Genomic DNA, 14736 nt, shown 5'->3' on the forward strand with positions numbered 1-14736 from the left:
CTATATTTGAATCACATTCATTATTTTTTCTATTTCTTTTTCTCTAATTAACTTATTTACTTCCCTCTCGTACTCTCTACTATCAATAATGACAAATAACTTTTCTATCGCCCGGGTAATTGCTACATAATGTAAATTAGAGAAATCATCTTCCCAGAGATTTAGATCCCCCGCAGCATATAAAACATTATCAAATTCTAATCCCTTTGCAGAATGTATAGTCATTATATAATAGGACTTCTCTCGAGTGTCAAAGGCAGAATCGTATTCGTCCGTAAGTAATACGCTTGAAAAGTTATCGAGTTCTCCTTCATAGATTCCCATTCCAAGAAGTCCATATATCTCTATTAAGCAATCATCAATAGAGTCCTTATCTTTACAGGTCTCAAGTTTTTCAACCATTGTCTTTAGTGTGGTACGCTCATCCTTACTTAATTCCCTATAAATATTATTCTGCAGTTCGTATAATGAGTAATTCTCATTTTTTATATATTTAACGAGCTCTCTTAAGAAAACAACATTTGGAGTAGTAACATCAAGTGGGTTGGGCGGTATATATGTAAAATCTTTACCCAATGCCGTTAATTCCTCTTTATATTGTTTTGCCTGGTTATTATTACGTACTAATATAGCGAAAGTCTTTTTCTTTAACAATTTGTTATACATTATATTGTTAACTACATCTGGCAAGTCAAAATCAGAATAAATTCCTAAAACACTAGTAATTTCGTCTTTTTCTTCAATAACCTCGTTTTCAATAAATAACTTTGAATAATTTTGGATATCTTGAGCACATCTAAAATTTACAGTTAGTTCATACTTATTAAAATCACTATCGTCCGAAAGTAAATTACTAAAATTTTCCGGTTCTGCACCTCTCCATTTATATATTGATTGCTTTAAATCACCCACAAAAAATAATTTAATCCCTAGTTTATCCTTCAAATACAGGTAAAACTTATTCATATCTAAATCTGTATCTTGATACTCATCAACATACAATCTACGATATTTAGCTTTTATATATTGACGAGCAGCTAAAGAGTTTTCTAATATTAATACCGCTACTTGAAATTTAAAGTTCATTTTATTAAAATGATTATCCTGATCCCTATCTCTTTCAAAGGTGCCTAAGACATTTTTATTTCTTAAGATCTCTAAACCCTTTTTTGCAGATCTAAATTTGTTTCGATAATAATCTACCTTAAAATTGTCAGAATAATGTTTCCCGAATGCATCTACAATAAAGGGTCTTATCACTTCAGATTCAACAAAAGAGTCAGCAGTACCTACAAAGTTTTTAAACCGATCATAACTCCCTAACTTTTCTTTTATGTCAGCAGCAGATTTATTAGTGAACGTAATTGCAGCTATACCATAGTGGCTATTTTTTGCCTTTCCCTCTTCAAGAATTTTTTTAACAAGTAACGTGGTTTTACCTGAACCTGCTCCAGCAGAGACAATTACATTTCCATTGTCCTTTAAAATTTGTTCTCTAATTTCCTTATCAGATAACATTATCTTCACCTTCTTGCTTAGTAGAATTGGTTAATTCTACGAGACAATAAAAATTTTCATCATTATATATATCCTCACACTCTTGTTTATCTAGCTCTATAACTAAATCTACCATATTAAACAATTTGCTATCCTGTAACTGCTTAACAGGGTTTTCACCAAATACTTCTTTCATCTTATCTTCTATTACTTTATATAGGTCATTCTCTAAATCTATCCTAGACAAGTAAATGCTATTTTGTTTTAGAGTTTCTATGATGTCACTATGTTTACAGTATAATTCTTCTTTTTTTCGTTGAACTTCTTCTTTGATAAAAATCTTTTCTTCTTTATCTGGCATTCCTTCTGGTATATCAATAAATTCATTATCTAACTTCGTCTCATCAATTAGAGATAAGCATCTATTCAGACCTATTAGTTCATATTCTCCTTTCTTTTTTTTCTTCCTCTTTAAATCGTTATCAGTTTTAACTATATAATGTATATTTAATTCTTTCAGCGCGTTTGTGTAGTGTTTAAAATAGATACCGCCAACTTGTAGTATAAATCCACCTTCTAGTTCATAATCAGGCTTCACCATAGAGAGTACCTTTTCAAATAATGTTAATTCTGACGGTCCCTCAACTAATAATACTCTTTCCGCAAATAATGCGGATGCTAAGGATCTATTTAGCTTTCTCTTAACACTTGTATACGGTTCCTCTACGTTATATAGATACGAGCAACAATTAATTTTCTCTGGAGAATGAACTCTAATAAGCCTTGTATTATTCATTTCATAGAGCATCTCTGGAGAATGCGTAGAAAGAAAGAAGTAATTATAAGTGTCGTTTTCAAATAGCTTTTTAGAAAGAGATATTTGCATAGATCTATGTAAACTTATCTCAGGTTCCTCAATTAAAAATATAATAATCTTGTCCTCATATTTATTCTTGGCTAAATAATTAAAAATTGAATAGGAGAGCATCTTCCTCCGACCATCGCCAGAAGTCGGATAATAACGATCATTGTCATCATCTTTCTTGATATAAGGGATTACATCTGAGAAAAATCCTTTAATCGCCATTTCAGATTTTAACTCGACGCTAACATTTTCTCTTCTTAATGTTTTATATTCTTTAGTTATTTCTTCTTGGAATTTTTTAATCGTAGTCAATTTTCCGATTTCATCATTCACATTACAAGTTAAACCTTTTATCGTATCGATTATATCTTGATCGGCACTTTGTCCTTCTGATTGTTCAAAGAAGAGTTTTTTGTTCTTATTGAATAAGCGGTCCAAGTTTACTAAAGGATTAACGTAAAAAACTTTAAATGCTTTATCAAAAGCACTAACATTACCTCTAGACGGAATCTCAACTAAATTTTCGTAATCGCTACCCCAAAACAGAACAATATTTCCATATTCCTCTTTTTTATTAAACTCGGATTTTAGTTGGATATAAAACAAATCCTCTTCTAACGGAGGCGAGGTGTGTGCACCGTGTATTGCGGCAACAAGTTTTTTTGTATCTTCACTTTGATTAAAGTCACTAAGATCAATTGTTATAGTTATTGATATGTTTTTGTCTACATTATGATTGTTATAATCCGAAGGCCCAAAACCATTTCTGCGCAGTTCCGGATCAAATAAGAATCTTAACGCATACAAAAAGTTTGTCTTACCAATATCATTCATACCGAAAATCACATTTTTATTATCTATATTGATAGTAGCACTCTCGAAATTTCTAAAATTTTCAATAGATAACTTTGTGAATTTCATCTTAGTACTCTCCTTTAGGTATATTTGATCTCATATAATAGCAGTATACCATACTAAATTATTACCAATATGCCAAATTTGCACAAATTAAAATAGTCGTAGTTAAATGAACTGTAACTACGACTATTTGCTTGTTCCACAGTCCTTTATTAAATAATGGGTGAGAAATAAAGTCTCTAGTAGAAATAAAGACCTCTTCTTCATTATAAAAAGTTGTTTTTTTGCATATCTCGCTGATACTATACTTCTTCGTGATTTCTAATAAATTCTCTATATTGTACATTCGATCAGTATTTATTTGATGCAAACGCAGTAAGTAAGTCATTTTTAGAATTTATTCTCCATTCTTTTATTTTTAAATTTACTCTTCGCAAGGTTACGCGGCTTATCAACATCAAATCCGCGATACAGCGCATCATAGTAAGCGATCAGCCGCAGTGGAACAACAGAAACCAACAAAGCAAGCGCTGGGTTACTTCCACAATACGAATCTGTTATCCGCATCGTCTAGACCTTTCAGTGAGATGATAAAGTGTTTGCTCCGCGAGTGGCAACTCCCTTGCCGTTTCCGCGGATGCTTAGGTTTACATGCTCTTGTGTTGCCAGTGAGAATACTGATTACCTTGTTCGATCAAGGCAATCGTGCCGTACTTCAGCAGTCCGCCGGCAAAGCCTTAAGAAATCTCTTTCAGCTTCAGTGCGCCTTCGACACATACAGAACGATGTCTTCCCTTGGAAGGCATATGGACGGACTTTGAACAGCTTATAAAAAAACACCCGCTTGTATTGACGAGCGGATGTTAGATCCTATTGAATTTTAAGAAGTAAAACAAGCCAGTGTGTTATTGATTGATATCCTTTAGCGCCTGTTTCGGTTGTGAATGAAAAATCATTAATGATGCAATAATGGCAATCATAACCCCTAACGCACCAACCCAGGTAATCGAGGCCAATGATACGTTTTCCACAAAAACCCCTCCTATACCTGCGCCGATTGCCATGGCAAATTGCATCATTGACTGATTCATGCTAAGCAAAACACCTGACATTTCCGGTTCTATTGTAGCCAGGTGAAATTGCTGTGTCGGACCGGTAGACCATGCGGCAAACGACCATAATATGAGAATCACCAACACTCCGATATAGGAATGAGTAACAAGTGACAGAAGAATCAGTGTGACGATATGCAACGTCATCCCGCCAACGAGTGTAAAGGACACTCCCCATTTATCGGTGCTATATCCCCCAAACTTTGATCCAACCAAACTGGCAATTCCAAATATAAGCAAAACACCACTGAGCAGCTTGCCATTTATACCTGAGATGTTCAAGAGATACGGTGACAAATAAGTGTAAGCAACAGAATATCCCCCGAGCCAGAAGAAAGTGATTGATAATCCCATAGCCACTTTCCGTTTTTTGAAAAGAGCAAGCTGTTGAAGCAAAGGCACAGGCTTATCCCCTTCAGTATGCGGAAGAGTAAAGAAAATAACGACCATTGCGATCAATCCCAACAAAGCAATTGCTCCAAATACAGACTTCCAGCCTAATGCTACTGCTATCATTCTTCCAAGCGGAACACCAATGATTAAAGAAGCGGTAAATCCCATCACGACCGTAGCGATGGCACTTCCCTGCTTCCCTTCCGATGCAATTTTAGCGGCAATCGTTAAGGCGGTGACAACCACCACACCTGCTCCCATCGCCATAATGATCCGCGCTGCAATAAACCATCCATAACCAGGCAGTACAAAAGCCAGGACATTACCGAACACAAACAAACCTAGGGCATACATCATCAATTTGCGTCTATCCATACTTGCTGTCAACGCCATAAGTACGGGTGTAGAAAGAGCATATACAAGTGAGAAAATGGTAATAAGCTGGCCCGCGGCAGCTAAAGTGATCCCGAGAGTATGAGCAATTTGATCCAAAATTCCGGAAATGATGTACTCTGAGGTTCCAACTAAAAAGCTGACAATGGCTAAAATATAAATTTTCCAAGTGTTAGACATAAAACATTCACTCCTTAATTATTAATAAACATATCACGAATTATCGATATGTTATTATAAAAAATAAACACATCGTAATATGTCGATATGTATGGTGTAAAAATAAACATCTTTTGATGTTTATTTTTATATCTCTGTTTTAAGAAAGTCAGCAAGTTTCCCAATGGCTTCTTCATCTCTTTTGTAATATGTGTACTTTCCAATACGCTCCGCCTTAATCAAGCCGGCTCTTAAAAGGATGGTAAGATATTGAGAAGCTGTCGATTGCGTCATTTTCAATTTGTCTGTTATTTGACTGACACATACCCCGATTGTGTTCATATCAATCCCTTCATGGGGTGCAAAATGACGATCGGGCTCCTTCAGCCATTGTAAAATTTGCAGCCTTGATTCATTTGATAAGGCTTTGAATACTTCAATTGGTTCCATATCGATTATTATATCGTTATATTCCGATATGTCAATCCGTTTTTTGGATATATTTAATTAAAGGTTTATCTCTGACTAATTCCGTGAAATGAAACTGAAGACAGCATATCAATTTTGTTCACCGCTTAAATTTATCATCAAGCTTTACGAAATTGGTCTCATAATCATGTCACTAAACACTTGGAGGAACCCAGCAGGTGACAAGGATGTTTTCAATTAAAATGAATTTAATATTGTTCAAGTGACTAATCACCAGCATCAAATTCATGTATTTAAAATAGATGTAAAAAAAACATCCGCTCATAACAACAGCGGATGTTAGATCTTTCGACAGGAATAACAAGTCAGTGTACTATGAATTGACATCTCTTTATGTCCGCTTAGGTTATGAATAAAAAATATTACAACTTATGAATAACCAGAATGCCTTCAGCCCTCTGCTGGCTTGAATATCAGTGATCATAAAACATTTACATTAAAGATTTTTCTCTAGATCATTACATAATTTAAATACCATCACTCGTTCACCTGTCCGGGAGCTTAAATCAGTATGAAAACTTTTCACTTTTTCTCCGGTTATTTTTAGGATAATATCCTTAAGGCCTTCTATACCTGATTCGACTAACTCCGAACGAGTTTGTTTGATAGATAACATACCCTCTTTTGATCCACAAACTACATATTCGGCTGGTGTTAAAATCCCTTTTAAATTGACGATGATCATGTCCCGCAGTATATCAGTCTTAACAGATACAGACCCCCGTCCAAGATAATCCTTCTCCCATTGAGTGATGGACTTACTGATCTCTGATTCAATAGAACCCTTAGACTTTTTCATATCTAATACATCTCCTGAGCAAAAAAATTGGCATATTCTATTTGTGATTTCGTCTCATTAATATTCTCTTACAACATATCCTTCATATACACCTTCAATATCCAAATCAGTTTTACCGTTTCTTGTGACCACTATCATTTTGGATAACATATTTTCTTCCATCATAGAGTGGACATGCAAAAATCGAACATTTCCTGAATGGGTTTCCTCAACTTCTTCATAAGACTTTAGATGATAAAAATCAATTGCTTTTCTAATTAGTTTTTTCATACATTCCATATTTTCACGATCAAACGAGTTCATTTCCTCTATTGTTTTCGTGACAAAATCAGTTAAATTAGCGCTCATACAATCTCCTTAGAACTGCTTTCTCCATATATAGGTGCGTTTAGAAGTTGAACCTGTATTTCATCGTGACAAGCAATGATCAGGTATGGCTTGACCTGTTTTAACATCAGGACCCTCCATAATTGAGGGTTTTCCATCCTTATGATTAACGAGTAAACCTCGAACTTTAACATGTGACGGCACTAGTGGATGATGTCGAATCATATCAACACTTTTTTCAATGGTGTCACTGCTATTTTCATTTAGCCATTCATCGACCGTACCACCTAAAAATTCAGGCTTGCAATTTTGAAAGAGATAATCCAATGTTTGTATTTTATCTTTCATTGTTTCAAGTTGAGTTAGTCCATTACCTGCGGAAGTCTTCTTATCTTTTGTTCCTACTACAAAAATCTCCTCAACATCTTCCTGGTAAATCGCAAAAATAACAGACCTCATGATTTCTCCATAAGGATGTGAAATACCGGCACCATAGCTTTGTATAGTCAACATATTCTCTGCAGAAGTGTTAGTCGCTTCTTGTAAAATAGGCTCCAAACCGTTTTCAATATCCGTCAAAAATAATACTTTTTTATTTTGGTTTACATTCATACAGCACACCTCTTCCTTATGTTTATCATTTTTGTATTGAGTAACAAATCCATTTGATAAATGCTTAGATTCATCATTACCAGCTTTCCCAACATCCTTCTGGATCAAGACTAGCCAGTCGGACCCATCCATTTTGAACTTTTTGCAGAAATGCTGAATCATTATTTAATAACCGTTCTACATATTCTCTAGGTGCTTGGATGAGTATCAATAAACGAAGAGGAGAATGATAGGCCTCGTGATCTGATTCCATGACGGATTGCCAAGGCAGTCCGGCTAACAAATCGCTTGCATTCCCCTGCATAACGCCGAGACCTGCAGTAACGGTTTGAGTTGCTTTATTTCCGCTGCCATAATAATGAGGCGCTACCGTTGATGCGTAATATTGTAAATTAATCCATTGGGCTACAGTTCCAGGTCCTGCAATAATATTTGCTAGGAGTTCACCGCTTTCATCCTGCTTCCAATCATAATTATGGAGAAAGGCTCTGCCTTCCAAATCACAATCCTGAGTTAGTTCACGTTTACCGATAATAAAAGCGGCATTACGAGCCAGTCCCCATTCCGGACGTATCTCACTCCAATCTTCCGCAAATCGGTTTGCCTCAGCCTTCGGATTTTTTAGCTTCGATTGGAAATTCGGTAATTGGGCTAGACGTTCTGCGTTTACATGATGTCTCACTTTCGGCATAACAGCTTCAATTTGTTCAAATGCTTCTTGTGCAGCTTCGGAAAGCTCTGGTACATAAAGCCAATGTAATTCATCCACCGTTGTATTATGTTCAGCCGCTGCAAAAACCGTATCCTCAGGGATTTTTATTCCTTCAGTTAAAAGAGCTTCTCGTACCTCTGATAGATTACATAAAGCAGCTAAAACTCTTGCATTAAATCCACCGGCCGCTCCACCGCAGGCACCACAATCAAGGGCTGCAGAATAAGGATTATTAGTGCTTTGACTGCCATGCCCGCAAATCACGACCAATGGTGCGATGTTCTCTGTTAACCCCATCATTTTTAATGCTTGGCGAGCATAGTTCACTTTTTCTTCATCAGTAAAACCCACAGGTATTTCTGCTTCTGTAGCATCATGATGAAGCGAGAGTTTTGTATCAGGTTTGCGCAACCAAGCCTCACGGAGATTACGAATGAAACGACCCGCCTTTCTTGGCACAAAGCTACGGGCTGCCATTTGCAGAGTAAACCAAGGTCCGCTTAGCTCAGGCAGTAGTAAGCTCGAAAGCGCATTCTGCTTCATCGTTTTAAAGGTATGGCTTAAAGAATGAATTGCTTGCTTCCGTTGATTGTATTTTTTGAATACATCCTCATCTGCGAACTCTTTTATTTTATTTTGCGGTTTTTGTATGATCGGTAAGGAAGCATGACTGTGTTTACTGCCAAGTTCACAAGTTGCAATCGGCACCCCGAAGAAACCAGCAATACCAATCGTTTCAAACGGGCCTTCTTTTTCTAGTTGACGACGAAAAGGTTCTGATCGTACATCGATGCAGAATGCTAATTGAGCTAATGCAGATTTTTTACCGCCGGTTTCACGTTGTTTCGAGATGATCTTCTGGCTTAATCGATCAGTGTACGTTTGTTCCCAAGCTTCTAACCAAAGTTTCTTGCGAAGTTTCTCATCAAAGCTGTAGGCAAATGATAAATATTCGTTTTGTTCAATGGCCGTCATCTGTGACCATTCTTCTAATGTAAGCCCACCCCAATGAATCCAAGCTGCTATAAGGGGAGCAATTGAAATTTTTTTCTTAGATCGTTCATTAGTCAAAGGTAAGTATGGCTTTATAAGAGCCCACTCCATGGATATTCGAACCGCTAAATATTCTGTTAGGAGTGCATGTTCGTGGCTCGATTGCTGGGAGCGCCAAAGCATCATCCCTGCCCATCCAGGTAATGAAAGTAAATGACCTTCAAGATAAGTCTGGATTTCTGACTCTGGGATTTCTAGTGCGAATAAGGCTTCCTGTAAAGCCAAATGTGCCTCTTTCGGCCAATCCTTTACCCTTTCTCGCTGCTTTTTGCTAAGTGCTGGATCATATTGAATGAGATGCTGCCAAGCACGATAGAAACCTTCCTCACGATTAGGCATTGTCCAGCCTGCTTGAGAGTCATCAAGATATAATTTACTCCACTTAATGACATGATGATCTAGTATATTGACTAGCCTTTCACCATCTTGATTCTCTATATACGAACTTAGTGGCTGCATAAACACATTCTCGATATGATCCAATCCACTACATTCACCTACTAATTTCTCCAGCTCATGTGATGATAAAAGGTCGGAAGGCAGGGGATCTAACTTTAATGCAGCATGACAAAATCGCTCTGCTACGTCCCGTGGGATGTGATAGGAATGTGAATCAAGCCAACGCTGCAGCCCCATTTCCACAAAATCTACATCAATCTCACCTTTATTCTTTGCTGAACGGATCATAGACGCACTAGGGTATATATCAACATCGCGAGTGTTTTTCAACCAACTTGCAACCTGATCAAAAGGTTGGTTTTCAAGTCCCATCCACGGATTACGTGCAGCAAATGTAGAAATAGGCCAAAGTGGCGCAATCACTCGGCTGGCAGATGTAATGAAAACGTTAAGATCCCTTTCTTGAACATCAATATCTGTATCTATCTTTTTTACATTATCTTTCGTTAATACGGATGTAATGCCCATCTCAGATTAGCTCCTTATGAAATATATTGTTTAAGGTAGTCTGGGTGACTCTCTACTGACTTTGGTTTTGCTTCACCTAATCGGACTAACCAAAGATAGAGTACCGCGAAAAAAACGGAAGAACGATGACGAGCAACCCACGTACCTAAAGCACTGCCAAATAGTAAGAGACATACGACAATCATGACAGCTGACATTGGAGGTTGAACACTTTGAAAAATGGTTGTATGCAGCCACTTATAGAAAAGGTTATGAATGATAAAATATACGAGGGCTGCTCCTCCTAAAACAGTTAAGCCGGCAATTCGGCCAATTCGGCCCTCTCCAAAAGCGACAAGCTGAGTCCAAGAAACGGACAATGACCACCCTAAGATCAGAGCACTAATGAATTGATATCCCTCTCCAGGAGCAGCGAGCCAAAAAGCAACGCCTATAACTAAGGATAAAATCCGACCAGCCATGACCCATAAATAGGATGTTCTTTCATTAGTACGAGCCGATACTTCATGACGCCCTACTGCTGAACCAGCTTGTAGAAACAACGTAGCCTTGAATAAACCATGTAAAATAAGATGAATAATGGCTGCTATATAGGCGCCTAATGCACACTGAATGAGCATAAACCCCATTTGTCCAATCGTGGAGCCTACTAACTGGCGTTTATAATCAACCTGGACTAAACTAATTCCAGTTCCAATCAATACAGAAATGCCAGCAAGCAGAAGTAAGATAATCGAAGCGATACCACCATGAAATAGAGGTGAAAATCGAGTTAGTATTATTCCTCCAGCATTTACTAAACCTGCATGCATAATTGCAGAAACAGGGGTTGGAGCAACAATAGACTCAACCAACCATCTTTGGAATGGCCATTGAGCTGCAGGAATGATCACCGCCAGTACAATCAATAGCTGAATCCCTGTTCTCTCCCATTCTCCCAGCCCAGCTAAACTTTCATTTGTTACAACCAATGATAACTGCCATTGACCTGTGGCATGAAAAAGCCACATCATCGCAAAAAACAAAGAAAACCAACTTAACAAAAATAAGCGGCCAGAAACCTTGGCTGCTTCACTAGCCACTTGCCAAGCACTGTTTAACCTAATAAGTAAGGTTAAACCAACAAGAGTTGCTCCCCAAAATAGAACCATCAAGCGGAGATCGCCACTTAACCATGTCATTGAAGCAGCACCTGTTGTGAAAGTAAAAAGCGTAAAATATTTTCGATAAGATCGATCCCCCATTAAGTAACGTACAGAAAAACGCTGAATGATGAATCCAATTGCAAGAACAAAGAAAGTCATTAAACAAGCTAAGGAATCTAAGTGCCAAGGGCCAACATTTCCACTCACACCACTATTGGCAAGAATCAGTAAGGAAACCAAAAGTGGTAAAGCCAAGATCCCAATATGAATGCGAACAAAACTCAAGGGTACTCGCGGATGTAAAAACAATAGTCCACTTATCCCAGAAGCCATAAGCATAATAAAAAATAATGTTAATAATGATGACAAACTCAGCGAAACTAACATTCTAAATTCTCCCTTTTTTAAAACTCATTATTGTTCAAAAGACCTTTCAATCAGATCATATTTGTCTATTATTTATTTCAATTTTTATTTATCTCTATTTTTTTCCAACAAAAAAGCCGACAACTTCAAAATTTCAATGATTATGTTAGATCATTGAATCCTGAAAATTGTCGGCTTCACTTCAACTAACTTCAGCGAAGTTTTTTGAAGTGCTACCTTATTATTGGTCTTTACTTTATGCTATGTTTTCATTTCCTTTAATATAGTCCTGATTATCAAATAAATCGACTCATGTTCTCTTCCTTTTTTATTAGGATACTTTTTCATCCTATCAATATTTAAAATTAAATATGAAAAGAATGCTAAAGGCCTACATATTTTAAAAGGAAAAATAAACATCTGCATCGATTATTAAGTTACGTATAAGATATGCTAAATTTTAAAAGTTGTCAAGTTTATCAGTAAACTGGTCTTTACTTTCCTCTAAAATAATCCAACCCATATAGATGATTCACTTTCAATGAGGAACATCCATTTCAGATGAAGCTCGCTTTTCCAGATCGAGGAGCAGTGTCTTCATTTCGAATCCGCCCCGATAACCAGTTAATGAGCCATTCTTTCCTATTACACGATGGCACGGTACAGTAATTAATACCGGATTAGCCCCAATAGCTGCACCTACAGCACGAACAGCTGCTGGTTTATTTATTTCATTTGCAATGTCGGAATAGGATTTCGTCTGTCCATAAGGAATTTCACAAAGTGCATTCCAGACTGCTAGCTGAAATTGCGTACCGGCGTACTCAACTGGAACAGTAAAGTTTTTCCGCTTTCCTTCTAGATATTGAGTGATTTCAACGGCATAGGGTTCAAGCTTATCATCATCTTCAACAAGAAGACTTCCCGGAAAGCGTTTCCTAGCCCATTCGAACAATTCCTCGATTGGTTTGTTCTGTGAACCTACAAACACAAGCCCCTTTAAAGTTGAAGCAATATAAAAATTCCACTCCTTGAACATTAGTAAAGACCAATAAAGGGTTGGTTTATTTGTTTCCATTGTACGTTTCCTCCATTTTACTCATTTGACGAAATTGTGCTGGTGTCTGTCCAGTTTTCTTTTTAAATAAAGTAATAAAATAAGGCGCGTTAGCTATACCCACACATATAGCGATATCTCCAATCGATTTATTTGTCTGAATCAAATACTTTTTAGCCGCGTGTACTCTAACTTGTTGTATATACTCAACCAGCGTAATGCCTTTAATCTTTTTAAATGTTCGATGCATATGATACGGACTCCCATGACAAATATCCGCTAACGATTCTAGCGTTAATTTTTCTGTGAAATTTTTATCAATGTATTCAGTAATTAGATCAACCCACTCGCTATCAGGCATTTTTTCATTAGTGGGCTTGCAACGTTTACAAGGGCGAAAATTTGCGCGGAGAGCTTGTTCTGCGTTTGGAAAAATACATACATTTTCTTTTTTCGGAACGCGAGATTTACAGGATGGTTTACAGAATATCCCTGTCGATTTTACAGCGTAGAAAAATTGATTATTGTACGCTGCATCATTATTTATAATTGCTTGCCACTTTTCATCTGTTATCATTTCTACATCATTCGAAATTCTATGCTCATGGCTCTCTTTATGTCCGTTATTGATACTATCCGGCATTTATCTCACCTCTCCTTACAATGCTCATCTAATTCAGTTTGAATTGAATCCCAATTTAAATTTTCGACACGCGTTTTTTATATCTTGGGCCATTTTTATCTACTCCCGTTTAGCATTCTTGATAACTACACTATAACCTCATAAATAGAAAAAAATAAGGTGGTTAGAATGTAATAGCAAGATAACAAAATGAGTAAAGATGATTATGTGATAAACTAATTTCAACCAGCGTGAGTTTTCTTATAATTATTTAAGATAAGGAGAATGAAAAAGTGACATGGCATGAAGTCAATGATGTTATTGTCATTACATTACCTGAAATTTTCGACATGAATGCGAACCTAGGCTATCTAACCAGGGAAAAAAATGAATGCATGTATGAAATAGAGAACAATATCATTACAAAAGTTATGGCCATTGGGGAAATTCGGTCCTTAGTACAGGTAAGCGTAATCAATAATAAACAAATGGTTGTTCAATTCCTAAACGATTCTAGACCTGTTGAGCAGTGGAAACGGGAAGAGATTGTAAAATATATTCATGAATGGTTTGATCTTGATAACGATTTAACACCATTTTATGAAATGGCAAAAGCAGATCCATTACTTAAAATGCCTGCCCGAAAATTTTATGGGTTGCGAGTTATCGGCATTCCCGATTTATTTGAAGCTTTATGTTGGGGAGTTTTAGGACAACAAATTAACTTAGCCTTCGCGTACTCCTTAAAGAAGCAATTTGTAGAAGCATTTGGCGATTCTATTGAATGGAATGGTAAAAAGTATTGGGTGTTCCCACCGTACGAACGAATTGCACGGTTAACCCCTACCGACCTGGCAGATATTAAAATGACGGTAAAAAAAAGTGAATATATCATTGGAATAGCCAGATTAATGGCAAGTGGAGAATTATCGAGGGAAAAATTAATGAAAATGAACTTTAAAGATGCTGAAAAAAACTTAATTAAAATACGAGGAATCGGTCCTTGGACAGCCAATTATGTTCTAATGCGCTGCCTTAGGTTCCCGACGGCTTTTCCAATCGATGATGTGGGTCTTATTCATTCGATAAAAATATTACGTAATATGAACCGAAAGCCTACGAAAGATGAAATCTTAGAAATATCGGTTCCATGGAAAGAATGGCAATCATACGCTACCTTTTATTTATGGCGTGTTCTTTACTGAATCATTTCAACTTAAACCGGAATGTACTCAATAACAAAAGAATGAATTTTAAAACCTAAGGCCCACAAGTACATTCTCTTTTCATCTTTCATTTTAATGTCATGAATTTCTCGCCCCTTATTAAATGTCATAAAAAATCTGTTGT

12 protein-coding genes and 1 pseudogene are annotated in these 14736 nt (G+C 36.7%); 1 reads left to right on the plus strand and 12 read right to left on the minus strand.

Features of this window, described 5'->3' with window-relative positions; all coding sequences use genetic code 11:
• From CW370_RS18000 to adaA, 12 genes and pseudogenes are all read right to left on the minus strand, one after another.
• Positions 1–1518: a UvrD-helicase domain-containing protein gene (locus CW370_RS18000; protein ID WP_024571606.1), complete on the minus strand. Its 1518-nt coding sequence runs from the start codon at positions 1516–1518 to the stop codon at positions 1–3.
• A complete protein-coding gene (locus tag CW370_RS18005; protein WP_024571607.1) occupies positions 1508–3283 on the minus strand; it encodes an ATP-dependent nuclease in 1776 nt (591 codons plus the stop codon). The genes CW370_RS18000 and CW370_RS18005 overlap by 11 nt, the downstream gene beginning before the upstream one ends.
• 327 nt (positions 3284–3610) lie before the next feature.
• Positions 3611–4005 (minus strand): annotated as a pseudogene (locus tag CW370_RS18015) (glutamine--fructose-6-phosphate transaminase (isomerizing)); the annotation flags it as partial.
• A 120-nt stretch (positions 4006–4125) separates the two neighbouring features.
• The gene (locus tag CW370_RS18020; protein ID WP_024572811.1) at positions 4126–5298 is read right to left on the minus strand and encodes an MFS transporter; all 1173 of its coding nucleotides are present in this window, start codon (positions 5296–5298) and stop codon (positions 4126–4128) included.
• Between the two features lie 126 nt (positions 5299–5424).
• Positions 5425–5727 carry an ArsR/SmtB family transcription factor gene (locus CW370_RS18025; RefSeq protein ID WP_003234907.1) on the minus strand — a complete coding sequence of 101 codons (303 nt, stop codon included), beginning with the start codon at positions 5725–5727 and terminating at the stop codon, positions 5425–5427.
• Positions 5728–6202: 475 nt separating this feature from the next.
• Positions 6203–6565 (minus strand): DUF2294 domain-containing protein, encoded by a 363-nt coding sequence (locus CW370_RS18030; RefSeq protein WP_015715144.1) that lies wholly within the window; start codon positions 6563–6565, stop codon positions 6203–6205.
• 57 nt (positions 6566–6622) lie between these two features.
• Complete coding sequence (locus tag CW370_RS18035) at positions 6623–6913, minus strand: DUF6407 family protein (protein WP_014475635.1); 291 nt, start codon at positions 6911–6913, stop codon at positions 6623–6625.
• A gap of 60 nt (positions 6914–6973) precedes the next feature.
• Entirely contained in the window at positions 6974–7504 is a 531-nt protein-coding gene (locus CW370_RS18040; protein WP_024572810.1) for a carbonic anhydrase, read from the minus strand.
• 76 nt (positions 7505–7580) lie between these two features.
• Positions 7581–10196 carry a DUF2309 domain-containing protein gene (locus CW370_RS18045; RefSeq protein WP_024572809.1) on the minus strand — a complete coding sequence of 872 codons (2616 nt, stop codon included), beginning with the start codon at positions 10194–10196 and terminating at the stop codon, positions 7581–7583.
• 14 nt (positions 10197–10210) lie between these two features.
• The gene (locus CW370_RS18050) at positions 10211–11728 is read right to left on the minus strand and encodes an NADH dehydrogenase subunit 5 (protein WP_101169890.1); all 1518 of its coding nucleotides are present in this window, start codon (positions 11726–11728) and stop codon (positions 10211–10213) included.
• A gap of 517 nt (positions 11729–12245) precedes the next feature.
• Positions 12246–12785: a methylated-DNA--[protein]-cysteine S-methyltransferase gene (gene adaB, locus CW370_RS18055; protein ID WP_017694950.1), complete on the minus strand. Its 540-nt coding sequence runs from the start codon at positions 12783–12785 to the stop codon at positions 12246–12248.
• Complete coding sequence (gene adaA, locus CW370_RS18060) at positions 12772–13407, minus strand: bifunctional transcriptional activator/DNA repair enzyme AdaA (protein WP_017694949.1); 636 nt, start codon at positions 13405–13407, stop codon at positions 12772–12774. Before adaA ends, adaB begins: the two co-directional genes overlap by 14 nt.
• A gap of 272 nt (positions 13408–13679) precedes the next feature.
• Here adaA and alkA point away from each other — a divergent pair, with 272 nt between their 5' ends.
• Entirely contained in the window at positions 13680–14591 is a 912-nt protein-coding gene (gene alkA, locus CW370_RS18065; protein WP_017694948.1) for a DNA-3-methyladenine glycosidase II, read from the plus strand.
• Positions 14592–14736 lie beyond the last annotated feature (145 nt).

Source organism: Bacillus sp. SN32, from assembly GCF_002837495.1.
Classification (GTDB): Bacteria; Bacillota; Bacilli; order Bacillales; family Bacillaceae; genus Bacillus; species Bacillus subtilis.